Below are 22,601 nucleotides of genomic sequence, written 5' to 3' on the forward strand. Positions count from 1 at the left end.
GCATACGTCCAAGGACGATATGCTTGCTCTTTTGTTTTAGGAGGCTACCGCTTATAAATTATGACTTATCCTTCTTGGTCGGTGTGTTGCGTGTAAGTGATTCGGTCAAACGCTTGCCAGTCGGCGTCTGGGCCAAGCCGCCTTTGGCGGTCTCGCGGTGCTTCGACGGCATCGCACTGCCGACTTCAAGCATCACGTCAATGACTTCGTCAGACGGAATAGCGCTGCGCACACCCGCCAAAGCCATGTCCGCTGCGGCAAGTGCAGTCACGGCTCCCAGCCCGTTGCGCACAATGCACGGAATCTCCACGAGTCCGGCGACGGGGTCGCAAATGAGGCCGAGCGTGTTCTTAAGAGCGAGACCCACGGCGTGAACAGCCTGTTCAGGCGTACCACCGCGCAACTCGACCATAGCACCAGCGGCCATCCCGATAGCTGAGCCAATCTCAGCCTGACAGCCTCCCTCCGCGCCAGAAATGAAGGAGTTGTTGGCGATCACGTAGCCAATGGCTCCAGCGGCGAATAGGCCGTGCACCATATGCTCATCATCCCAGCCGAACCGCTCCTGCGCACTGATGAATACACCAGGGATAACCCCACATGAACCTGCGGTGGGCGTGGCGACAATGCGACCCATGGACGCATTAACCTCCGACACGGAGAGGGCATAAGCCATAGCGAGCGCGGAGGCATCGCCGGAGCAGGTTTCCCCTGCCCGCAGATACTCGGCTAGGCGCTTGCCGTCACCGCCCGTCAATCCACTGCGGGATACGGTGTCTTGCGTCTGACCGCGATGAACGGCTTCCTTCATCACTTCATAATAATCAGACATTTGGCGGAAGATTTCTTCCTCAGGTGTATTCGTCTCTTGTACCTGCTCTTGAATCATCAGGCGGCCAATCGTGGTGGATTCTTCAGCGCATAAAGCGCTGATCTCATGCAGATGGCTAAACCGCATCGGATTCAGCTCCTTTTTTCAAATTAATCATTTTAATTTCGTACATATGAGGCAAGGACCGCAGCTTTGTGATCAATTCAGCCGTAGCAGGACTGTCCGTTTCGATGGCGGTGAGTGCTTCACCATCCCGGCCTTTGCGATCCACGTGCATATAGGCAATGTTAATGTCAGCCGCGCCGAGCGCTGAAGTCACCGCGCCCAATGTACCGGGCTTATCTGAGTGAAGAAGCACCAGCGTAGGCAGCTCCCCGGTCAGGTTGACTCGGAATTCGTTGAGTTGCTGGACATGGATGCTCCCGCCGCCGATGGAGGAGCCCAGCAGTGTGCGCTGATCCTCGCCCTTCCACAGCTCGAAACGGACGGTGTTCGGATGAGGAGCGGGTAGCCCGCTGACGGCGAATTCCACGGTCATCCCGGCTTGCTCTGCCCATTGCTCGGCATCCGGAATTCGGTGATCGTCTGTATCGTAATTGAGCAGCCCTGCGATGAGCGCTAGGTCTGTACCGTGTCCTTTGTACGTGTCGGCAAAGGAGCCGTACAGTGTCATGCGGGCACGGTCAGGCTGCGCCCCGAGCCAGTGCCGGGCAACGCGTGCGAGCCGCACCGCGCCTGCGGTGTGTGAACTGGAAGGTCCGGTCATGGCCGGGCCGATAATGGAAAATACATCTTTGAAACGCATGGTGTGGCCCCCTGTATGTTCTATACCATAGTATATGGTATTGCCGCGTCTTTGCGCGTATAGACGGTTCCTAATGCTGACGTACAATGTGAGCACAAAAAAGGACAGGATAAGGAAGTTTCCCTTATCTCTGTCCTCGTTACCTGAGAGTTTCGTGCGGTGTCCTTACCGCCTTACCCCTTGGGTGGCTTGCGCTCTCTCCAGAGTTGCGTCAGATGACGATACATGGACCTGAGAGATTATCCGCCAGCCGGGTGCTGGCGTCTTGCTCCTTCGGTGCCGCCAGAGTGTAGGCTCTCTGGACAGACTCTCCCGTCATCTTCATTCGCGTATACCGTTCTACATGTCTTTCTTAGGGTAATGTATGCCGTGCTCGGTGTCAATCACAGGGTTCAATTTTTACATAAACGAGGATTTTGCAAAAACCCAATAAGCGACTTCCAATGAACAATATATAGATCGAAATGGCCTAGTTCGTCTAGATATTGCGCTTTGGAGCGACTGGAATCGAATTTTGCAAAATCCTGAAACAGGTGCGTTTCCAATAAAAAAGATTAAAATTTACATAATTATGGATGAAATCAGGAAGGAATTAGAAGATTGGCGGCTAATCTGATAAAGGACAAGTACATTTATGGAAAACATAGGAGGGATATTGACGTATGGTAAAAGGCTTGCGGTTCACAGGTTCACGCTTAAAAGGGATGCTGCATCTAGCAGCAATCGTATCACTGCTGATCGGGATCTTCGTTCCATTCGGTCAGGTCAAGGCAGAGGGAGCATTGACAGTAGCCGAAGCACTTCAGCGCCAAAGCAGTGGAGATACGGTGACGGTGGAAGGTTACATCGTCGGACATGCTACCGGATCGAAAACGGCTAACTTTTCTTCTCCGTTCGCGAATGATTTTAACGTACTGATTGCCGATCAGGCAAATGAACGTAATACGTCTAATCTATTGGATGTACAGCTGACTTCAGCGTACAGAGGGCAATATGGGCTATCAGGCCATCCTGAGCTGATCGGCAGCAAAATTCGTGTGACGGGTACACTCGGCGCCTACAATAATTTTGGCGGAGTAAAAAGCCCAAGCGCTGTTGAACTGGTGAGCGGAAGCGAGCCGGGGGAACCAGGTGAACCTGGCAACCCGGGTCAACCCGGTACTACACTGCCGGATGGAAAAGGCAAAAAGGTGCTGTTCGATAATACGCACGCACAGACCGCTGGTGCAGCAGATTGGGTCATTGAAGGCGCCTTCTCCGACTTTGCCAATGGACTGCGTAATGTAGGCTTTACGGTAGACCAATTGAATCGTCCCATTCCTTTTACTTATGGAGAGCAGGCCATAACATATGACAAGTTGCGCCAATATGATGTGTTCATTATTGGTGAAGCGAATGTTGCCTTTAAGGCATCCGAGCAGGCTGCCCTACTGCAATACGTGAATAACGGGGGAAGCGTATTCTTCATCTCCGATCATTATAATGCGGACCGTAACAAAAACCGTTGGGATTCCTCCGAAGTTATGAATGGCTACCGTCGTGGAGCCTATACTAATCCAGCCAAAGGCATGACGGCAGAAGAAGCTGCATCACCGGCGATGCAAGGATTAACAAGCTCCGATTGGCTGGCGACCAACTTTGGCGTTCGTTTCCGTTATAATGCGCTTGGTGACGTGAATGCTACCGACATTGTAGCCGCAGATCAATCTTTCGGCATTACCAAGGGTGTGCGCTCGATTGCGATGCATGCAGGATCTACGCTGGCTATTATTGATCCTACCAAGGCTAAAGGCATTGCTTATATCCCTTCAGGCACGAAAAAATGGGGGAATGCTGTAGATCAGGGAGTTTATAACGGCGGGGGCCGTGCGGAAGGACCTTATGCCGCTATCTCCAAGGTAGGTCAAGGCAAGGCAGCGTTTATCGGTGATTCTTCCCCTGTAGAAGATGCTACACCGAAATATGTGCGTGAGGAAAATGGACAGTCGAAGAAGACATATGATGGTTTCAAGGAAGTGGATGATTCCACCTTCCTGGTACAAACGGTCCAATGGCTTGCATGGAAGCAGGACTACACGAAATTGTCCGATGTGGCAGGTTTGACTCTGGATCAACCAACGAAGCTTCTGCCATTCGAGGAGCCTGCGGCTTCCACGGAACCGCAGGCTGAGCCTTGGGCTGCTCCGGCAGCAGGCTACAAATGGTACGATCCTAGAACGTTCAAGTCTGGCTCCTATGGAGCGGCTTCGTAATTATCGTCAGGAGCTCAATGTGAGCCGGTGTTAGTTAGTCGTTTGATCCCTGCAGAGGGATCAGGCGACTTTTTTTGTGATGAAAATTAACCTGTGGTTGGTTATTTCATTACATTTTGTGCCAGAAAGGCCGCGCTACTCCTGGATCATTGATTTTTTAAATGATGTTGATAGCATAATCTTAATTGATATATCCATATACTGGTGATAGGATGTATTCAAATTATTCCGACAAAAACGGTATGTAATGTTCATGAGAGGTTTTAAACATCAAACATGGTGAGAATAAGCGGGACAAGACCATGGAGAATGGAGGAAGCGCGCATTGAATACCGAACCCGTGTTGGAAATTAAAGGATTATCCGTCTCTTTTCGCATCAAGGATCAATATCACCCCGCAGTCGACCATCTGGATCTGACGGTCAACCCCAATGAAGTGCTGGCTGTAGTCGGAGAATCTGGCTGTGGCAAAAGCGCGCTGGCGCTTTCTATCCCGCAACTGCATGACATGGAACGCACACGTGTAGAGGGAGAGGTCCTTTTTAAAGGTACGGACCTGAACCGTCTTTCTTCAGGGCAAATGAATAAAATCCGCGGAGCGGGCATTGGCATGATTTTTCAGGACCCGCTGACAGCACTCAACCCGTTGATGAGCATTGGCAAGCAGATTGAGGAAAATCTTGATTATCATACGTCACTATCTACGAAGCAAAAAAGGGAACGTGTGCTGGAGCTGCTGGAAAGCGTAGATATACCGAATCCTGTGCGTGTGTATGAGCAGTATCCGCATGAACTGTCAGGAGGGATGCGGCAGCGTGTGATGATCGCGATTGCCATAGCTTGCCGACCTTCTCTTATTATTGCAGATGAACCAACTACTGCGCTCGATGTAACGATCCAATCGCAAATTCTCGACTTGCTCAAACAGCTTCAACAGGAGACTGAGAGCGGAATTATCCTGATTACGCACGATCTTGGTGTTGTGGCAGAAGTAGCCGACCGCGTGGTGGTCATGTATGCCGGAGAAATCGTGGAGAGCGCTGATGTTTTTGAATTATTCAGGCATCCACAGCATCCGTATACGCGTTCGTTGCTTGCTTCTATGCCGGGATCGCACACCAAGGGGGAATCACTGCATGTCATCGGCGGCATTGTTCCCTCATTACAAGATATCCCCCGCAATAGTTGCCGCTTTGCTCCGCGTATTCCCTGGATTCAGCAGAGAGTGCATGAAGACCATCCCCAATTAAATGAAATTTCCCCTGGACATTGGGTCCGTTGTACATGTTATCAGCATTTTCATTTTGAAGACGAGGCAAAGGGGGAGGCTGCTCATGGCACTACTGGAGTTAAATGATTTGAGGGTCCACTATCCGGTGCGCGGTGGTTTCTTCCAGCGTGTTATCGATCAGGTGAAAGCAGTGGATGGCGTGTCGATCAGCATTGAGGCAGGCCAGACATACGGGCTGGTGGGAGAATCCGGCTGTGGAAAAACGACGACAGGCAGGACGATCATCGGTCTAAATAAGCTGACGAGCGGACGGATTCTGTTTAAGGGAAAGGACCTTGCGGCTCTGAGCCGTAACAACCGTCATCCACTGCGTAGAGATATTCAGATGATTTTTCAGGACCCATACTCTTCGCTCAACCCGCGTAAGCGCGTATTGGATGTGATTGCTGAACCGCTGCGAAATTTTGAAAAGCTGAGCAGTGAGGAAGAACGAAGGAAAGTACAGACGTTGCTGGAAAAGGTCGGCTTGAACGCCGATGCAGCCTACAAATATCCGCATGAATTTTCCGGGGGGCAACGGCAGCGGATCGGGATCGCGCGTGCGCTGACATTAAACCCCAAGCTGATCATTGCAGATGAGCCGGTGTCGGCGCTGGACGTTTCCGTGCAGGCACAAGTGCTTAATTTTATGAAGGATGTGCAGCGGGAGTTTAATTTAACGTATTTGTTCATTAGTCATGACCTAGGTATTATCCGCCATATGTGTGACCAAATCGGTATTATGTACCGGGGACGTCTAGTGGAGCAGGGGAGCGAGCAAGACATTTATGAGCGTCCACAGCATCTGTATACCCAGCGCCTCATTGCAACCATTCCCAATATTGATCCTACAAAACGACTGGAAAATGCCCAAAAAAGGCGAATGCTTTTATCCTCCTACAAAACAGAGCTACCCAAACATCTAGACGCGAGTGGAAAGCCGTTTGCACTAAAATCAGTAAGTCCATCCCATCAAGTCGCGCTACCATAAGGGGGTACAGAAATGTGGAAATTTACACTGCGTCGGCTGCTGGTTATGATCCCTCAACTTTTTGCACTGAGCGTGCTTATATTTTTCCTAGCTAAGGCTATGCCGGGGGATGCCCTGACAGGACTTATTACTTCGACACCCAATCTGAATCCGGCCGCACTGGAAGAACAGCGACAAAGACTGGGACTGAATGACCCGGTGTGGGTGCAGTATGGGAACTGGCTCGTCCAGCTTGCTCACGGGGATCTGGGCAAATCTTATGTACATAAAATTAGCGTTACCGATCTGATTGGCAGCCGTCTGGGGAACACGTTCTTTCTGGGCGTAGTAATTCTGGTTCTGACGTATCTGATCGCCATTCCGCTCGGCGTACTCAGCGGTCGTTATCAGCATAGTCTGCTGGACAAAACCGTCGTGGGCTATACCTATCTCAGCTTTGCGACACCTCTATTTATACTCGCGTTGTTGCTGCTGTACGTATTCGGATTCAGGCTCGGCTGGTTTCCAACCAGCGGCAGTGTGGATGTAGGCGTGGAGCCGGGGACATGGGCATATTACGTGAACAAGTCGTATCATCTCATTTTACCAGCCGTTACAGGCGCATTGCTCAGTACAACGGCTACGATTCAGTATTTGCGCAATGAGGTCATTGACACAAGACTGAAGGATTTTGTGAAAACAGCGCGTTCCAAAGGGGTACCCGAAGGTAAAATTTATTCCCGCCATATTTTCAAAAACTCTCTATTGCCGATTGCTGCCTTTTTGGGCTATGACCTGACGGGAGTAATTGCAGGCAATATTTTTCTTGAATCTATTTTCGGTTATCCGGGGTTGGGCCAATTATTTCTCCAGTCCATCACCCAACGGGATTTTTCAGTCGTGAACGCGCTGGTCATGATCTCTGGCTTCTTGGCGCTATTAGGAACTCTTTTATCTGATGTCATCCTAAGCAAAGTCGATCCCCGCATTCGAATTGAATAGCGAACAAGTCTAGAGAAAGGGAGGGATTATGGTGTCTATACAGGTGGAGGAGGTCTTCACGCCGGAAATCATTCGTAAATCACCATCCAGTTGGTCTGTACTGCGTCGTGAGCTGGTGCGTGACAAAATGTCCTTGGTTTCCATTGGCTTTATAATTCTGTTCTTGATCTTTATATATGCCTCTGTCCTGTTTGTAAATCAGGATGTTGTCACGACGGTGGATTTGGGCGCGATCCGTGAAGCTCCAGGCTCAGTGCATTGGCTGGGGACAGATCGAGCGGGCAGGGATATTTTCGGCCAGCTGGTCATTGGAGCCCGCAATTCCTTCACCATCGGCTTTACGATTACATTGTTATCCGCCGCTATTGGCTTAACGTTAGGTTTGCTGGCTGGTTTTTATGGGGGACTGGTCGATAACATCATCATGCGGATCATTGATTTTATTCTGGTGCTTCCGTTTTTGATGCTGGTTATCGTATTTGTCAGCATTGTACCCAAAAGCGGCATAGGGTCCTTTATTTTCATCATGACCGCCTTTTTATGGATTGGAAAAGCACGTCTGATCCGGGCCAAGGTGTTGTCGGAGCGCGAACTGGATTATGTGCAGGCTTCCAAAACCCTTGGCACACCTAATTGGAAAATCATCTGGTTTGGCGTGCTGCCCAATCTTAGCTCGGTCGTGATCGTCAATCTGACCCTCAGTCTCGCGGGAAATATCGGGATTGAGACCGGGCTTTCTTATCTCGGCTTTGGCTTACCGGAATCTACTCCAAGCTTGGGTACACTGGTGAGTTATGCGAATGACCCGGATGTTTTGCAGAATAGCTGGTGGATGTGGTTGCCAGCCTCACTGCTTATTTTGGTGCTAATGCTGGCGATTAACTTTATTGGCCAGGCGCTCAAACGCGCCACGGATGCCAGACAACGATTGGGTTAACTGAAGTTCAAGGATAAGGACAATGACAAGGAGGGATTTACAATGGTTAAACACTGGAAAAAAGGAATTCTGCCTGTTCTATCTGCAATTTTGGTACTTTCTCTGGCCGCATGCAGCGGTTCGCCTTCCGCTTCAAATGGAGGAAAATCGTCTGACGGTACAGGCGGCTCAGGGTCCGACAGCAAGCAGGTGAATGCGACAGCGCTGGCGAAGGCAATCAAGAACGATAAGGCACCGATTAAGGGTGGCATCATCAATTATGCACTCGTGTCTGATACCCCTTTTGAAGGCATTCTGAATCCTGTATTTTATGATGGCAATCCTGATTTTGAAGTCTTCCAGTTTTTCTACCCTTCTATGTTTTCGATTGACTCCAATCTGAATATTGACAATAAAGGAGCGGCGACGATTTCCTTTTCCCCAGACAATAAGGCGGTGACTGTCAAAATTGATCCCAAACTGAACTGGACGGATGGTAATCCCGTAACAGCGGAGGACTATGCTTTTTCCTATGAAGTAATCGGTCATAAAGACTACGAAGGTCCGCGTTATGATAGCTTTATGACGAATATTGTGGGCATGGAAGATTATCACGCGGGTAAGTCCAAAACCATTTCTGGCATCAAGGTGCTGAATGAGAAAGAGGTTACCATTCATTTCAAGGAACCTAATCCTTCGGTGAAATCGGGACTTTGGTCTACACCACTGGAGAAAAAGGTATTTCAGAATATCCCCGTGAAAGATATGGCCGGATCTGATCCTGTCCGTAAAAATCCGATTGGCTATGGGCCGTTCAAAATTAAATCTATGGTCACAGGTGAATCTGTGGAATTCGTCAAAAATGAAGATTATTTCCACGGTGAGCCCAAGTTAGATGGCCTTCATCTGAAGGTGGTGAACCCGAATGTCATTACCGAGGCGCTGAAAAGTGGAGAAGTCGACTGGGCCAGCTATCCAACCACCCGTTACAATGAGGCCAGCAATCCGAAAAATGTACAGTTTCTCGGTCAGGAGGAATTATCTTATAGCTATGTAGGCTTTAAGATGGGCAAATTCGATCAGGCCAAGAGTCTAAATATCATGGACCCGAACGCCAAGCTGGCGAACAAGTCATTACGTCAGGCCCTTGGCTATGCGCTGAATAATGAGCAGGTCGGCAAGCAGCTCTATCATGGACTTCGGATTCCAGCAACATCCCTGATTCCGCCTGCCTTTAAGGGATATCATGATATGAATGCAAAGGGCATCACGTATGACCCGGACAAGGCGAAAAAGCTGCTGGACGAGGCTGGATATGTGGACACTAATGGAGATGGATACCGTGAGGACCCTAAGGGCAAGGAACTGGTGCTCCATTATGCGGCACTGAGCGGGGATGCGACAGCTGAATCGCTGGCAAAGTTTTATTTGCAAAACTGGAAGGATGTCGGACTTCATGTCGAGCTGGTGGACGGTCGTCTGCTTGAGTTCAATTCTTTCTATGATCGTGTGCAGAAGGATGATCCCGGTATTGATATTTTTGGCGGCGCGTGGGGAACAGGTTCAGATGTGAACCCTAGTGGGCTGTATGGACGCGGAGCCAGCTTTAACTATTCGCGTTTTACGAGTGAAGAGAATGATAAGCTGTTGCAGGAAGGGGTGTCTGTGAAAGCCTTTGACGACAATTATCGTAAAGATATATACAATCAGTGGCAGGCGTATATGAGCGAGGAGGCGCCCATCGTACCGACGTTATTCCGTTACTCGTTGGAGGCAGTGAATAATCGGGTAGCCAATTACGATATTACCCGTGGCAAGGAGTATGATGCAGACACGTTTGCGAATATTACGTTGACTGCGGAAAAAGCAGAAGTAGCCCAATAATCTCAAAAAAGCGCAATAACCTGAAGAAGAAGCGCGAACCGGATGGATCCGATTTTGCGCTTCTTTTGACCTTTTATTGCAATCATTCTGGGGAATCTCGAAGGGAGAGAGGGAAGACGGAAATACGTCAGCTTCAATACTTCATTGCCGTATGCGAGGAACTGCACTTTACGAAAGCTTCGGAAAAGATCGGAATCTCCCAACCCACGCTTAGCTTGCAAATTAAGGCGTTGGAAGAGGAATTGGGCATGACGCTTTTTGACCGTGCAGGCAAGAAGATTAAAATGACAGATGCCGGGAAATTGTTGCTGCAACACAGTGCACATGCGCTCAAGGATTTACAGCAAGCGAAGGCTTCCATTGAGGAGTTGCGCACCGAGCAACGCGGGAGTTTACGGATTGGTATCGCATTACCAGAGCTGGAGGAACCATTGCAAGAAATGCTTATCCATTTTCATCAGTCATTTCTTAAAGTCAGCCTGCACATCCATCCATCATGTGATGTAACAGAACAACTGCTGGATAACCGAGTGGATGTTGGCATTACACTGCATTCGGGTACGGATGAAAGGCTTGTCCAGCTTCCTCTTCGTACGGAGAACTACTGTCTTGTTGTTCCCGTAGAGCATGTGTTTTCCAACCGTTCTTCCATTACGCTGGACGAATTGAGGCATGTACCCTGGGCGATGCAGCCAGAGTGTCATCCCGGCAGGAAACTGATCGAGAAGTGCTTCCGTGATCGCGGGTATCCCTTTGCAACCGTCTTGGAGACAAATTCCATACCTTCAATCCTGCGCTGGGTGCAGGAGGGACTTGCCGTAACCCTACAGACGGAGTCCCTTGCGGCAGAATTGGATCGCTCACAATTTTGCACTGTACCTATTTTGTGCGGCGTGCTCCAGGGTCAGCTAGAGTTGATTTATCAGTCTGGCCGTTATCAGGGAGAAGCGTTGAAGCGATTGATTGAAAAGATACAAGCTGTACTAACAGTGCGTTCCAACTAGTGGCAACCCTGATGAGTATCAGGAGCTTTAATGTGTACGAACTTCCAGCCTACGTGCAATCAGTGACATACTGTAATTGACAGCAAAGTACAGGAAAGCTGCGAACAGCAGGGCTGGAATGACAAAGGATTGATTTTGCCCACCGACAATCTGAATGTTATGCGTCAGCTCCGGCAAACTGATAATGACAGCCAGTGAGGTATCCTTGAATAGGGAAATGAACTGGCTGACAATCGGGGGCACCATGCGACGAAGCGCTTGGGGCAGAATGATATGCCATAAGGTTTGAGAGTAGCTTAGACCGGAGGAACGTGCGGCTTCCACCTGTCCTTTATGGACCGAATTCAGGCCACTGCGCACAATCTCGGCAATCATGGCTCCCTCGAAGATCGACAGGCCTGTAATGGCTGCCCACTTGAGGGAAATCGACAATCCGATGGATGGTAAAACCATACCGATGAAGAAAATAATGAGCAATAATGGAAGATTGCGAATGAGATCAATGATAAAGGCTGCAACCTGTGAAATGACAGGTAAGCGGGTATAGCGCAGGATGCCGAATAAGATACCGAGAGCGAAGCTGAACACGATAGAGTAAATAGCAACCTCCAGCGTGAGCAGGAAGCCCTCCAGTATAAAACGCACATTAGGCCACACAAACAATCCACCGAAATCCATACGGGCTTCCCTCCTTAGGATGTTTTGGACAGACGCCGTTCCATGTATAGTACAAGAAAGCTAAGCGGAACCGTCAAGATAAGATACAACAGCGCCGTGATGGCGTAGACTGTGATGGGCAGAAAGGTATCCGAGTTAATGAGGTCCGAGTAATACATTAGATCCAGTCCAGCCACAATAGCCAGCACGGAAGAGTTTTTGACCAGATTGATGAATTGGTTGCCGATCGCAGGCAGTACGACTTTGATCGCTTGCGGTAAAATAATGCTGATCATCGCCTGGTTGTAACTCAAGCCGGAGGACCTTGCCGCTTCAAATTGCCCCTTGGGAACAGCTTGAATGCCGGCACGTATGGCTTCCGCAATAAAGGAGGCTGTGTACACGGTCAATCCAAGCGTTCCAGATACGAATCCGTCCAAAGGGATGCCCAGAGTGGGAAGCCCGAGATAAAAAAACAACACGACGATCAGCAAGGGGATATTGCGGATGACCTCTACATAGACGGTACCGATCCAGTTTAGCCATTTAAAAGGCGCAATTCGGAGGATGGCAATAATAGCCCCCAGAATAAAGCTTCCGATCAAGGCAATGACACTAGCTTGAACGGTATGTAGCAAGCCTTCTCTGAAACGGTCGCTATGATCGAAAAGTACGTTGATATCAAAAGTAAGCATCTGCGAATTTACCTCCTTATCCAGACCTAAGAAAGGAAGGAGCTCGCAATCGCGGCTCCTTCACAAGAATACTATTCGGGTTTAACCCCAAGCCATTGCTCGTGGAGCTTATCGTATTCACCGTTGCTTTTCAGTTCCTTGATCGTATCATTAATGGCTTGCAGCAGTTCAGGCTGTCCCTTCTTCACTGCAATGCCGTAAGGTTCCTCTGTGAAGTTCCCGCCTACAAGAATATAATTCGGATCTTGCTTCTGCATGCCGAGCAGAATAGAGTTATCGGTAGTTAACGCTTCTCCTTTACCTGCTTTGAGGGCGTTGAAAGCATCCTGATAGTTTTCGAATTCCAATATCGTTGCTTCAGGAGCTTTTTCACGGATATTTTTGGCGGAAGTAGAGCCTTTCACGGCGAGCACTTTGGTATTCGGGGTCAGGGACTCCAGCCCGGTGATGGGGCTCCCCTTTTTCACGAGTAGAGATTGCCCGGCGTTAAAATAGACGTCGCTGAAATCGACCTGCTTTTTACGTTCATCCGAAATGGTCATCGTGGCGATAATGGCGTCGATGTCCCCGTTTTGCAATAAGGTGATTCGTGTTTTGGACGTGACTTCTTTTAGTTCAAGCTTGGTTTCATCGCCAAAAATATGTTTGGCTACAGCCTTGGCGATGTCGATATCAAAGCCTTCTACTTTTCCACTAGCCGGGTCTTTCAGTCCGAACAGCTTGGTATCGTATTTCACACCAACGACCAGTTTGCCACGCTGTTTGATCGCTTCCAGCCCGTTGGCTGCTGCCGGCTCATTCCCCGACGTTGCCGCTCCTTCTTTGCCTCCACAGCCTGCCAAAACAAGCAGACAGGATAAAGCTACCAGCACCAAAGTACTCCATTGAAATCTTTTTCTCATCAGAACATTCCCCTTTCGATTTACGCTACATTGGTAGTCTGTTTAATGATGAATCAGACGGCTCAGGAACAGGCGAGCCCGTTCTTCAGCCGGATTCTGAAAAAATTCGGCAGGTTGGCTGTCTTCCAAAATCTGTCCTTTATCCATAAAAATCACGCGGTCCGCCACTTCACGTGCAAAGCCCATTTCATGAGTGACAATGACCATTGTGATGCCCTGATGGGCGAGCGAGCGCATAACATCCAGTACCTCTCCGATCGTTTCGGGATCAAGAGCTGAAGTAGGCTCGTCAAACAACATAATTTTTGGATTCATCGCGAGCCCGCGGGCGATCGCGACCCGCTGCTGCTGTCCACCGGACAATTGGGCGGGGTAGCTCTGGGCCTTTTCTTCGATTCCGACGCGCTTTAGATAGGTGATGGCTGTTTGAGTAGCTTCTTCTTTCGAGATGCCCAGTACCTTCATAGGTGCCAGTACAATGTTTTCAATCACCTTTTTGTGGGGATATAGATTGAAATGTTGGAACACCATCCCGATGTTGCGGCGGAAGGCATTAATATCAATCTTTTTGTCATGTACAGGGATCTCGTTAACAATCAGCTCCCCATCCGATATCGTTTCCAGACGATTGATGCAGCGAAGCAGGGTGCTTTTACCCGACCCGGAGGGACCGATGATGACGACGACCTCGCCCTCCTTAATCTGAAGATTAATGTCTTTGAGTACATGGAAGTGACCGTAATGCTTGTTGACATTGCGAAACTGGATCAGAGAGCTCACCCCTTTTAGGCTTGGATACATAGCTTAGTAGACGGATTGACATGATCAAGCTCTATTAGAATTTAAAAATTTCTCTCATGATACTATAAGCTTACAATAAAAAACAAGATATTATGTTATAAAACTTTACGTGAAATGTATTTTTTATATGTTTTTTACTATTCAATTGTTATTTATATGAGAAGAATAAGTAATTATCCGCAATTTTATGTTATTAAATTTGACATAAAATATTAATCCTCGACATGCCAAGGGAGAAACGTGACAAAAGCAACGCTATGTTTTACAGTAGGGAAGAAGGAATTTAGGGTAAAGGAAGGTTAGACAATGACGAAAGCTATTTCACCGCTAGTCACGGCATTGGGCATGGAGCCCCATCCAGAAGGCGGCTGGTACAAAGAGATGTGGAAGGCCAATTTTCAAATTCCGAAGCCTGTACTGCCGGATGTGTATTCCGGTCCGCGTTTTGCAGCTTCGTCGACGTACTTCTTGCTGCATCCGGGCGAGTTCTCCGAGTGGCATGTGGTCCATTCTGATGAGCTGTGGCTATATCATAGCGGAAGCCCTGTAGAGTTGAAATTGGGTGGAAGCGGAGAAGAGCCAGGCGAAGAAACTGTCATCATCGTCGGTGCAGATGTGGAGGCAGGACAGCATCCACAAGCACTCGTTCCAGGAGCAGTATGGCAAACGGCACGTCCGCTTGGGGATGAGCCTGTGCTGGTAACCTGTGTAGTTGCACCAGGATTCCACTTTGATGACTTCAAGCTGATTGCAAAGGGTAAGGTGGAGTAGGAAATTTTATCGGCGGGTATAATCTTGGATGAACAGGACTTACCCGCCTGATTTGATGTTACGGGTATCTTTGTTGGTATTAGAAAGTTGCCATTTGTTGTATATTTTGGACCTTTGTTTTTTTTCGAAAACCAGCCGCAAACTTTTTAACTCGTGCAGTACCATATGATCTGACGTTTGGCCTCTGTTTGATCTTCTGGTATACAGCATAGCAGTTTCTCCCCATTCCTTTCGCTTGGTACATGGCAATATCGGCCTCTTTCAGTAAAGAAGGCAGAGACTTCTTCGGAGAAGGATGCATGCTAATACCAATGCTTCCTGTAACCTGAAGGTTGATTCCCTGGATGTTATAAGGAGCGCTGATTTTTTGCAGCAACAGTTCTGCCAGAACTGTGACCTGATCGGCATCATAATCCTTCATAATGAGTAGAAATTCATCACCACCGATTCGAAAAGCTTTCTGATTGGAGTTTGTCACCTGAAGTAAATGATCGCTTACCCGTCTGAGTAGCTTATCGCCAATTTGATGTCCATATGTGTCATTAATGACTTTGAATCCATCCAAATCAAGATACATAATAGCAAAGCCCTCCCTGCTGCTGCTTTGTTTCCAAAATAGCTCAAGTGCATTCCGATTGAACAGACCCGTTACAGGGTCCTGATAGGCAAGTTTCCGCAGCAAATTTCTTTCCATCATCACAGAATGTAAAAAAATTAACATATATATCCACGGCGCCAAAGTTAGGCCTATTAGAAGTAAGGCTGTTAAAGATATACTCAATGGGGTCACCACCAATATAGTTTATAGGTTATTCCGCTTCCATTAGCGGCACTAGGTCAGTTGTCTGGCATGAACAATGAGTCGATGTGTCGGGTTTACAAGAGGATCGCAGGTAATTAATGTGAGGAGCTTTTGTTTCTTGATGCTTTTTAAAACGGAGACATTTGAAGGAGTGACGACTGAAATGTTGTAGACCTCGTATACGTATTTTTCACCCCGAGTGTGAATTAGAATCTGATCTCCGATTTTCACCTCATTAAGTCGATTAAATAAACGTCCAGTTGTTCGTGATCGATGAGCGGCTATGGCAGCATTCCCCACCTGGCCGAGTGTCGCAGTTTCCGACATATGCACGGCTGCATATCTCATATGCTTTTGGGTCGCACCTTCGAGTACAGGAAGTTTCAGCCCGATACGATCAATCTGGATTGTAGCGATTGGGGCTTGCTCTGGAGCCGACGAAGGGGGTGTGGTTTCAGACAATTGTGACCTATCCGTTGCTGCGGTATTTGTTAGCCAATTGGACAAATCAGTATAGCCTTTAATCATTTCAGGAGTCAGTGTCGATGTATCAGATGTATCTGTATTTGATAATGATTCAGCTTCTTGTAATAGCTCTTTTTGCTTTTGATTTTCCATCCATTCATTAGCGGTAGGAAATAACATGATGATGATTCCTAACATGATGCTCATGTACGCCAGCTTACGCAATTGAAAAGCCTCCCTAATACAGTACAGTAATCCATAGATGGGACATGTAAAATAATTCCCCTTCTCGCTAGTGATGAGCTGAGAAGGGGGAGTTTTTGATTATAAAATGTTATTTATTTTTTATGCGTTCGTCTATAACCCAGATAGGCCCCCAGAAGAATTAAGAACATGCCACTTAAATAGAAGGGAGCAGGACTGTTTTCACCTGTCTTTGGCAATGTATCCACCTTGGGTGTATGGCCTGGGTCACTTGGATCTTCTGGTTCTTCTGCCGGGAGGCGGATTACACCTTTAGGTACTGGATCTTCTTCAATCTTCACGGGTGGAGAAGGCTCCTGGTGAGGATTGGCTTCTGGTGTCTCTGGTTGCACCCCCGGTTCAGGGGAAGGCTGAGCTTCTGGTTCTACAGGCGGCTGTTCAACAACCGGAACGCCCAACGGAACATCCTCATCTTCGATGATTTGCGGCACCTCGGTTGTTACGGGTGTAACAGGCGCCACCGGAGGTTCAGTTATTTCAGGATCCTTATCACGTTTTTTACCTGAGCCCGGATCTGTAGGTGTACCTGGGCCCGGATCAACAGGAGTGTCCTTTTTGTTAGTGATTACGATTTGTTTAATGCCTGAATGTTGTTTGATGGTTGCATCTATTTTGATTTCTGTTTTTGGTGTTGTTATTTTGTACCCTTCAGGAGCTGTAAGTTCTTCCAGAATGTAATCATCATAACTCAATGAAGAGAATACGATTTTCCCGTCCGAATTGGTAGTTTGGACAAGAGGAGCTCTTTTCTGATCCTTGTCATAGAGTGCAAAACGCGCCCCGGACAGTACCTTATTATGATCGTCCTCATCAACCTTGGTAATCTCCAGACTTCCCGTAACTCCTCCTCCTGATCCTGAACCAGAGGAAGTGCGCACAATAATTTCTTTACTTGTTTCCCTGATTTCGGTGGTCAAACGGTCACCCTCGAAATTAACCTTATTGCTGACTTTTGCCTTATCTTCAGCTTGAATAAAGGATTGATATTCCAAAATATAGCCTGATGATATAGCCTTCGTAAAGGCAAGCTCAAAAGATTGCTGACCTTGAACAGACGTTGTTATTTTTAGCTTATAATCCTGCTCCTTGACTAACTCAGTATCCTTGGCAGCTTCTCCGTGGGCAGATACTTTGGTGGAGTATAGATGGAAAGAATCCTCAAGCAGAGTTTGATTATTGCTGGGCGTATCCACGATTTTCGCGTTGGAGACATAGGATTGCCCTTCATTGATATGGATGTTCCAATCGATTTTATTTCCATTCTGAGCACCGGATTTCGTCACGTATTCTCCACCGTAGGGCACAGTCACTTTGGCTGCCCATTCCGAATCTGCATTTTTTCCATCCAAAAGCTGAGCGTTATTGTTAATCTCTTTATCAATAAGCTCTCCTTCCAGTGTCGTTTGGAAAGTGATCCAGTAAGGAGAGTTGATGGACTGGTTAAACTGGACGCTCAGTTCGTTGTTGTTAGCAGCGGAAGGTAAAACAAGAGTATATTGGCTCGAAGGCACTTCGGCCCCCTTTTGTACGCCATTCCACCATCCGAGCAAGGTCATATCGTACACTTTAACGGAACCTGGCACCAGTTTTTGGCCTTGTAATAATGCATCCTTTATTTCAGCATGATTCAGAGTTTTGCGGTTATAGTTGGCCTTAATGTCCCATGTAATTTGCTTGGAACTGGCATTGTAGCTACCTGACTTAGCCCCATTTTGCTGGGTCATATTGTCCGGCCATAATCGAGCCTCGGCCTCCGCGGTTTGTGTTGTTCCATTGTATAACCAAGTGATAGAGGCTTTGTTCCAAAAGTCCGGTTTGGTTTTGTCGATTTTCCATTCGTTGTTAAATGTAGTTGTATAGCTGATTGTATACGTGTCTTGAATCTTTTTATGAAAACGTATAGTGAACCCTTTTTTATAATCCTGCGTAAGAGGGACCAGTTCGTAGTCTGTCGGCGATGTTAGTGTTGTTTTTCCGTCCGCGCTTTGGATCTTCAATGTGTTTGGCAATAACGCCAGACCGCCATTCGGAAAGGCATCGTCGATAACAACTTGGTCCATTGTATACTTATCTACATTAATGGAAATGATCCAAGGAATCGTTTTGGTGTTATAGTTCGGTTCCTTATAGCCCTTGGTGATAATTACACTTTTCAGTTCTATGGTCGTTTCTTTTGTTACTCCGTCCGATGTTACACTGTTCGTTATTTTACCATTTTTGAGTACACGATCTATAGCCTTCGTTTGATAACGAATGGTATATGGCGCATCAATATCCGTATTGAAAAGTAGATTGAAACCGTTGGTACCGTTGTCGTCCATAACTGGAGTCACCATGTATTCCGATGCAGGAAGCTCCTCTTGCGTATCCCCTTTATACACTTTAACTGAGCCTGTGACGAATTGTTGGCTGTTATTAAAGCGATCATTCAATATTGCTTTTGCTGCGGGGATTTTTTTATTGGCAAAATTATATTTGATTGCCCATGAAATCGTTTGTGTGACCGGATCGTATTGCTCCACTTTTTTGCTTAGAAAATCCCCACGTTTAATGGTAACTGTAGCTGATGCTGAGGCATCCTTCACATTATCTCCTGAAAAAGTGGCCGTGTTGGAGAAACGGGTGTCCTCACTTATGATGTTCGTGGAGTATTGAATTCGGTATGCGCTGTTAATACTCTCGTCGTTAAAGCGGATTCTAAAGCCCGTCCCGACCGGATTAGCTTCAACTGTATACTTATCTGCACTAACAGAGTCCCGTAGCACGGTGGTTCCGTCCACATTGATTTGCAAATGATATACCTGGATGGAGTCTTTGATTAGTTCCAATCCTTGGGGAGTTGGGTCGGTTACTACGGCGTGTTTTATAGGTTCCAATTGTTTATTTACGTCAACTGTCCAATCAATCTGATTTTTCCCATCATACTTTCCTTGCTTTTCCATAGTAGGACCGGCTGCAGGCTTAATATTTACGATAGCGGTTTGCTCACCGCCTTTGATTGGAATCGCAATAATGACTTCTGTACTGCCTTTTTCTATTTGTGTGCTAAACTCAGTTTGGATCTCCAGCTTACCGCTGACATTAGAGTGGCTTTCCACGTAATCATTAAAAGTCATAATCACTTTACCTTGGCGGTCTACGGTAAAATGGCCAACTTCTCCGTCCGTACTCGTCAAAGGAGATGTGATGTCTGTGTAAATTTCGAATTGCTCAGGTAATTGAAAGGTAAAGGTGTCTCCAGCTTTATACGTATGGTTCGGCAGCTCCCATTCATAGCCTAAATGGATGGCGGAGCCGATATCAATACGACTATCAGGATTATACACTGCATCAATAACACTTCCGGTAGAATCTAATAGAGTTAGCTTGGTTAAAATACTTTCCTGGGTTGTCTTCGTCTCAGAAGTTGAGCCGGCATTTGCCTCAGTGGCTGGAGCCGGTAAAGCAGGCGGGATGTTAACCGACTCTGAAGGCTGTGGATATACATCGTTAGTGACACTCTGAACCGGATCGGTTCCCGTGCTCACTGGCAGAGCGGAGTCGGGATTTTGTGCATAGACTTGTGTTGAACTAAAAAAGCATTGCAAAAGGAGCAATAATGCAACAATTGCTATATTCCATTTTTTTCTCATATGGTAAACAAATCTCCTATTCCTAAAATACTTTTATTCAGCGGCTAATGGGTTATTCCTTCGAGGTCGAGATGGTTGTATTTATATATTCATCATTCATTCATATGATGCTAAGTTAGCCGCATTGAGCTTTATCATAATTTATGAAAATCTACATAAGTGATGAATCTCTCCTCCTTTTGTCCCGATATATAGGATAATGTATTAGACCTTAATGTCTTTCTGGATTAGAATACATGTCACATCTCAACAATTTCTCAACAAGGATAGAAAAAGAGCCTTGATCATGTGATCAAGGCTCTACAAAGAATGAGGTTTTACTTCTTCGCTTTTTATTTTTTAAAATAATAATATTAATAAAAACATTGATATTAATACTGCTTTGTTTTAATGTATTTGGAGGAATCTTTGATCATTTCGAATTTTTGTTTACCCTTATACAGTGCTGCATCTACTGTAGTGTCTACGACGACCCACTGATTGTCGATGTAAACCTCATTCCAGGCATGGTAGGTGTCTACGTAGGAAGATTTGCCCATAACCAGTTTGGTTGGTACATCTACACTTCGTAACATAGCAGCCATCAGTGAAGCATAACCATAGCAAATATCTTTTTGCGAGCTTAACGTACGATCAATTTGCGGCAGATAGTCAGTCGTTAAGGCGAAGGCCTGGTTGGAGTCATACTTGATATGACTAATGACGTAGTCATGAATTTTTTGAAGCTTCTCGAGATCCGTTGTTGCACCTTTGGTTAATTCACGGGCTTTTTGAATCGCTTGATTAGTACCGCTCCAGTCAATATTTTGAACGGAATTGAGATATACCGCTTTGCTATCATTTAGCTTTAACTCGATCGTATCTTGTCCGATCACTTTATATTGATTACCACTAAGCTGTTCCAGAATACTAATGCTATAGTTCCCATTACCCATCTGGAGAGGAAATACTTCCTCGGATTTTCCGGGTGTCAGATTATAAGAGTATTTTTGCGCATCTTTGGTAACCAAAATCTTGGTTTTAACGTTAGGTTTAACAGGGTAACGCACACTGACTGTTCCATGATTTACATTGTTTTGATCCAACCATGCAACACTATCACTATCAGCAGCGTAAATTGTCGAATTTAAGAGTGTTGTGGACAGCATGAAAAGTAGGAGAAGTGCGGAAAATATCATTTTCCCCATAAAAAACTTCCTTTCGGTGGCCAGGCTGCCATCATAATAGAAGGCCCTATAGCTTTGCGTCCCTGCCTTTCGACAGGTTTGCCATTTCGTATAAAGTTTTCCGGTAAAAAAGCACGACAAAAAGCCACTTCAACCGGTAGCTGGCTGCCATCATACAGAAGGCCCTGTAGCTTTGCGTCCTTGCCTTTCGACAAGTTTGCCATTTATCCTGAATAGCTTATATTCTTATTCTATCAGTTAGGTACTCTATTAGGCAAGTTTAAATCACAAATTTCCCTATTTATCGACAAACCAAACTTGCAGATTATACATAAGGCCTATTTCATTCGATTTCCCCATTTTTTGCGATAGGAATGAGGGGTTTCTCCAATGTGCTCTTTGAACAGATTGATAAAATGACTTGTGTTGGGAATGCCCACATATTGTGCGATGTCCACAATAGCTACATCACTAGTTTTAAGCCAGCCTTGAGCAGCGGTGATACGAACATTGATAAGATACTCAATAGGGGAAAAGCCAATCTGTTTTTTAAAGTTTTTAGCCAGGTTGAACTTGTTCAGTTCGAACATGTCTGCTAGCGAATCCAGCGTAATCCGTTCACAATAGGATTGATCCAGATATTGCTTTACCTTGCGCACCTCTGCGGTTCCATCTGAATTCGCGTTGGGATTGGTGTAGGGGTGCTGTAAAATAATCGTTAACAAGTCAACGATTAGCCTGGATGAGAGCAGTTCAGAGGATATGCTTCTTTCTGGCTGTACCTTTAATAAGGTGCGCAGCTTGTCCGATACTACACTTGAATCCTTTAGTGAAATTACAGGCTTATTGTGTTTATCGAATTGTTCGTAGAAATGGTCAATAAGATTGCCATATAGATTCACACTAATAAACTCCCATGTCTTCTGACAGGAAGTTTTGTACTGTACATATTCTTCGCAATTAATAAAAAGCATATCATGAGGTCTCAATATATAATCCTTGTCCCGGTAGTGCAATTCCCCTCTCCCGGACAGGGTAAAAAGGAGCAAAAAAGAGGTGAGCTTTTGCCGTTCCATTTCATAAGCATCTGTTTTGAAATAGCCTATCTCCTGTATATAAAAGAGGGATTTCTTAGCGAAAGCAGAGGGTGTACATATAATTGCAACTGGATCTTCGCTCCAGACACACTGGGCATTTTTTTGGTTTGTTGTCATATCCAATTCCTTTACAAAAGAACAATTTTAGTAAGACAATTGTAGTTTGTTTAACGAATATCCTTTTAAAACAGGAGTTCCCATTTACAAAGGTTATTTTATCACATTAAAGTATATTCATGTAGCGATTAGAACTATACAATATATAACAAATATAACCAGCAAACAGCTATGTGAAAAGGACGGGATTCTTCCAGGATTTAATCCGTTAACTTGGTGATTTGAAGGAAGAAAATGTAAATGGCTGGTCTCTATTTAATGAATATATCATAGTCTTGCAATTCCACTTTTTGAGGC

The 22,601-nt window shown here is 46.3% G+C and carries 19 protein-coding genes, 1 pseudogene and 3 riboswitches; of the genes and pseudogenes, 9 read left to right on the top strand and 11 right to left on the bottom strand.

The features are described 5' to 3' along the window. Positions 1-58: 58 nt before the first annotated feature. Positions 59-958: an L-serine ammonia-lyase, iron-sulfur-dependent, subunit alpha gene (sdaAA, locus tag C1T21_RS00100; protein WP_103046708.1), complete on the bottom strand. Its 900-nt coding sequence runs from the start codon at positions 956-958 to the stop codon at positions 59-61. After that, positions 948-1,637, bottom strand: coding sequence for an L-serine ammonia-lyase, iron-sulfur-dependent subunit beta (gene sdaAB, locus C1T21_RS00105; RefSeq protein ID WP_103046709.1), 690 nt, complete (start codon positions 1,635-1,637; stop codon positions 948-950). The genes sdaAA and sdaAB overlap by 11 nt, the downstream gene beginning before the upstream one ends. Before the next feature lie 209 nt (positions 1,638-1,846). Beyond that, positions 1,847-1,962: riboswitch (glycine riboswitch) on the bottom strand. 337 nt (positions 1,963-2,299) lie between these two features. Between sdaAB and C1T21_RS00110 the strand changes: the two genes are divergently transcribed. The 8 genes and pseudogenes from C1T21_RS00110 (at position 2,300) to C1T21_RS00140 (ending at position 10,935) form a co-directional block, all read left to right on the top strand. After that, positions 2,300-3,889, top strand: coding sequence for a DUF6359 domain-containing protein (locus tag C1T21_RS00110; RefSeq protein WP_103046710.1), 1,590 nt, complete (start codon positions 2,300-2,302; stop codon positions 3,887-3,889). 325 nt (positions 3,890-4,214) lie between these two features. Then, positions 4,215-5,246: an ABC transporter ATP-binding protein gene (locus C1T21_RS00115; protein ID WP_103046711.1), complete on the top strand. Its 1,032-nt coding sequence runs from the start codon at positions 4,215-4,217 to the stop codon at positions 5,244-5,246. After that, complete coding sequence (locus C1T21_RS00120) at positions 5,224-6,150, top strand: ABC transporter ATP-binding protein (protein WP_103046712.1); 927 nt, start codon at positions 5,224-5,226, stop codon at positions 6,148-6,150. The genes C1T21_RS00115 and C1T21_RS00120 overlap by 23 nt, the downstream gene beginning before the upstream one ends. Positions 6,151-6,162: 12 nt before the next feature. Then, positions 6,163-7,131 carry an oligopeptide ABC transporter permease gene (opp4B, locus tag C1T21_RS00125; RefSeq protein ID WP_103046713.1) on the top strand — a complete coding sequence of 323 codons (969 nt, stop codon included), beginning with the start codon at positions 6,163-6,165 and terminating at the stop codon, positions 7,129-7,131. A 28-nt stretch (positions 7,132-7,159) separates the two neighbouring features. Continuing rightward, on the top strand, positions 7,160-8,068 hold the full coding sequence (locus C1T21_RS00130; RefSeq protein ID WP_103046714.1) for an ABC transporter permease: 909 nt from the start codon (positions 7,160-7,162) through the stop codon (positions 8,066-8,068). A 42-nt stretch (positions 8,069-8,110) separates the two neighbouring features. Then, positions 8,111-9,931: an oligopeptide ABC transporter substrate-binding protein gene (gene opp4A, locus C1T21_RS00135; RefSeq protein ID WP_103046715.1), complete on the top strand. Its 1,821-nt coding sequence runs from the start codon at positions 8,111-8,113 to the stop codon at positions 9,929-9,931. A gap of 65 nt (positions 9,932-9,996) precedes the next feature. Then, a pseudogene (locus C1T21_RS27615) lies at positions 9,997-10,173 on the top strand (LysR family transcriptional regulator); the annotation flags it as partial. Between the two features lie 6 nt (positions 10,174-10,179). Next, positions 10,180-10,935, top strand: coding sequence for a LysR family transcriptional regulator substrate-binding protein (locus C1T21_RS00140; RefSeq protein WP_258012320.1), 756 nt, complete (start codon positions 10,180-10,182; stop codon positions 10,933-10,935). Positions 10,936-10,962: 27 nt separating this feature from the next. On the opposite strand, the gene C1T21_RS00145 is transcribed toward C1T21_RS00140, so the two are convergent. From C1T21_RS00145 to C1T21_RS00160, 4 genes are all read right to left on the bottom strand, one after another. Then, complete coding sequence (locus tag C1T21_RS00145) at positions 10,963-11,613, bottom strand: amino acid ABC transporter permease (RefSeq protein ID WP_029514671.1); 651 nt, start codon at positions 11,611-11,613, stop codon at positions 10,963-10,965. A 14-nt stretch (positions 11,614-11,627) separates the two neighbouring features. Further along, complete coding sequence (locus C1T21_RS00150) at positions 11,628-12,287, bottom strand: amino acid ABC transporter permease (protein ID WP_103046716.1); 660 nt, start codon at positions 12,285-12,287, stop codon at positions 11,628-11,630. 71 nt (positions 12,288-12,358) lie between these two features. Next, positions 12,359-13,189 (bottom strand): transporter substrate-binding domain-containing protein, encoded by an 831-nt coding sequence (locus C1T21_RS00155; RefSeq protein ID WP_103046717.1) that lies wholly within the window; start codon positions 13,187-13,189, stop codon positions 12,359-12,361. Between the two features lie 42 nt (positions 13,190-13,231). Beyond that, positions 13,232-13,969: an amino acid ABC transporter ATP-binding protein gene (locus C1T21_RS00160; protein WP_103046797.1), complete on the bottom strand. Its 738-nt coding sequence runs from the start codon at positions 13,967-13,969 to the stop codon at positions 13,232-13,234. Positions 13,970-14,296: 327 nt separating this feature from the next. On the opposite strand from C1T21_RS00160, the gene C1T21_RS00165 reads away from it, so the two are divergent. Next, positions 14,297-14,761 carry a cupin domain-containing protein gene (locus C1T21_RS00165; RefSeq protein WP_103046718.1) on the top strand — a complete coding sequence of 155 codons (465 nt, stop codon included), beginning with the start codon at positions 14,297-14,299 and terminating at the stop codon, positions 14,759-14,761. Between the two features lie 79 nt (positions 14,762-14,840). Here the strand turns inward: C1T21_RS00165 and C1T21_RS00170 are convergent, their stop codons facing one another. From C1T21_RS00170 to C1T21_RS00190, 5 genes are all read right to left on the bottom strand, one after another. Then, the gene (locus tag C1T21_RS00170; RefSeq protein ID WP_258012313.1) at positions 14,841-15,443 is read right to left on the bottom strand and encodes a GGDEF domain-containing protein; all 603 of its coding nucleotides are present in this window, start codon (positions 15,441-15,443) and stop codon (positions 14,841-14,843) included. A gap of 150 nt (positions 15,444-15,593) precedes the next feature. After that, positions 15,594-16,253, bottom strand: coding sequence for a class D sortase (locus C1T21_RS00175; protein ID WP_223821995.1), 660 nt, complete (start codon positions 16,251-16,253; stop codon positions 15,594-15,596). Between the two features lie 113 nt (positions 16,254-16,366). Then, positions 16,367-19,924, bottom strand: a complete 3,558-nt coding sequence (locus tag C1T21_RS00180; protein ID WP_103046720.1) for a collagen binding domain-containing protein — start codon at positions 19,922-19,924, stop codon at positions 16,367-16,369. 371 nt (positions 19,925-20,295) lie between these two features. Further along, positions 20,296-21,111, bottom strand: coding sequence for a transglutaminase-like domain-containing protein (locus tag C1T21_RS00185; protein WP_258012314.1), 816 nt, complete (start codon positions 21,109-21,111; stop codon positions 20,296-20,298). Between the two features lie 12 nt (positions 21,112-21,123). Next, a riboswitch (cyclic di-GMP riboswitch) is annotated at positions 21,124-21,204 on the bottom strand. Between the two features lie 39 nt (positions 21,205-21,243). After that, positions 21,244-21,322: riboswitch (cyclic di-GMP riboswitch) on the bottom strand. A 106-nt stretch (positions 21,323-21,428) separates the two neighbouring features. Next, a complete protein-coding gene (locus tag C1T21_RS00190) occupies positions 21,429-22,304 on the bottom strand; it encodes an AraC family transcriptional regulator (protein WP_103046721.1) in 876 nt (291 codons plus the stop codon). Between the last annotated feature and the right edge of the window lie 297 nt (positions 22,305-22,601).

The organism is Paenibacillus sp. F4, from assembly GCF_002894905.1.
Taxonomy (GTDB): domain Bacteria; phylum Bacillota; class Bacilli; order Paenibacillales; family Paenibacillaceae; genus Paenibacillus; species Paenibacillus polymyxa_B.

Excerpts from the sequence above, each read along its gene's own strand:
- C1T21_RS00185 (WP_258012314.1), bottom strand. The coding sequence starts at position 21,111 with ATGGGGAAAATGATATTTTCCGCACTTCTCCTACTTTTCATGCTGTCC.
- C1T21_RS00130 (WP_103046714.1), top strand. The coding sequence starts at position 7,160 with ATGGTGTCTATACAGGTGGAGGAGGTCTTCACGCCGGAAATCATTCGT.
- opp4A (WP_103046715.1), top strand. The coding sequence starts at position 8,111 with ATGGTTAAACACTGGAAAAAAGGAATTCTGCCTGTTCTATCTGCAATT.
- opp4B (WP_103046713.1), top strand. The coding sequence starts at position 6,163 with ATGTGGAAATTTACACTGCGTCGGCTGCTGGTTATGATCCCTCAACTT.
- C1T21_RS00140 (WP_258012320.1), top strand. The coding sequence starts at position 10,180 with ATGACGCTTTTTGACCGTGCAGGCAAGAAGATTAAAATGACAGATGCC.
- C1T21_RS00180 (WP_103046720.1), bottom strand. The coding sequence starts at position 19,924 with ATGAGAAAAAAATGGAATATAGCAATTGTTGCATTATTGCTCCTTTTG.
- C1T21_RS00165 (WP_103046718.1), top strand. The coding sequence starts at position 14,297 with ATGACGAAAGCTATTTCACCGCTAGTCACGGCATTGGGCATGGAGCCC.
- sdaAA (WP_103046708.1), bottom strand. The coding sequence starts at position 958 with ATGCGGTTTAGCCATCTGCATGAGATCAGCGCTTTATGCGCTGAAGAA.
- C1T21_RS00155 (WP_103046717.1), bottom strand. The coding sequence starts at position 13,189 with ATGAGAAAAAGATTTCAATGGAGTACTTTGGTGCTGGTAGCTTTATCC.
- C1T21_RS00150 (WP_103046716.1), bottom strand. The coding sequence starts at position 12,287 with ATGCTTACTTTTGATATCAACGTACTTTTCGATCATAGCGACCGTTTC.
- C1T21_RS00120 (WP_103046712.1), top strand. The coding sequence starts at position 5,224 with ATGGCACTACTGGAGTTAAATGATTTGAGGGTCCACTATCCGGTGCGC.
- C1T21_RS00145 (WP_029514671.1), bottom strand. The coding sequence starts at position 11,613 with ATGGATTTCGGTGGATTGTTTGTGTGGCCTAATGTGCGTTTTATACTG.
- C1T21_RS00110 (WP_103046710.1), top strand. The coding sequence starts at position 2,300 with ATGGTAAAAGGCTTGCGGTTCACAGGTTCACGCTTAAAAGGGATGCTG.
- C1T21_RS00190 (WP_103046721.1), bottom strand. The coding sequence starts at position 22,304 with ATGACAACAAACCAAAAAAATGCCCAGTGTGTCTGGAGCGAAGATCCA.
- sdaAB (WP_103046709.1), bottom strand. The coding sequence starts at position 1,637 with ATGCGTTTCAAAGATGTATTTTCCATTATCGGCCCGGCCATGACCGGA.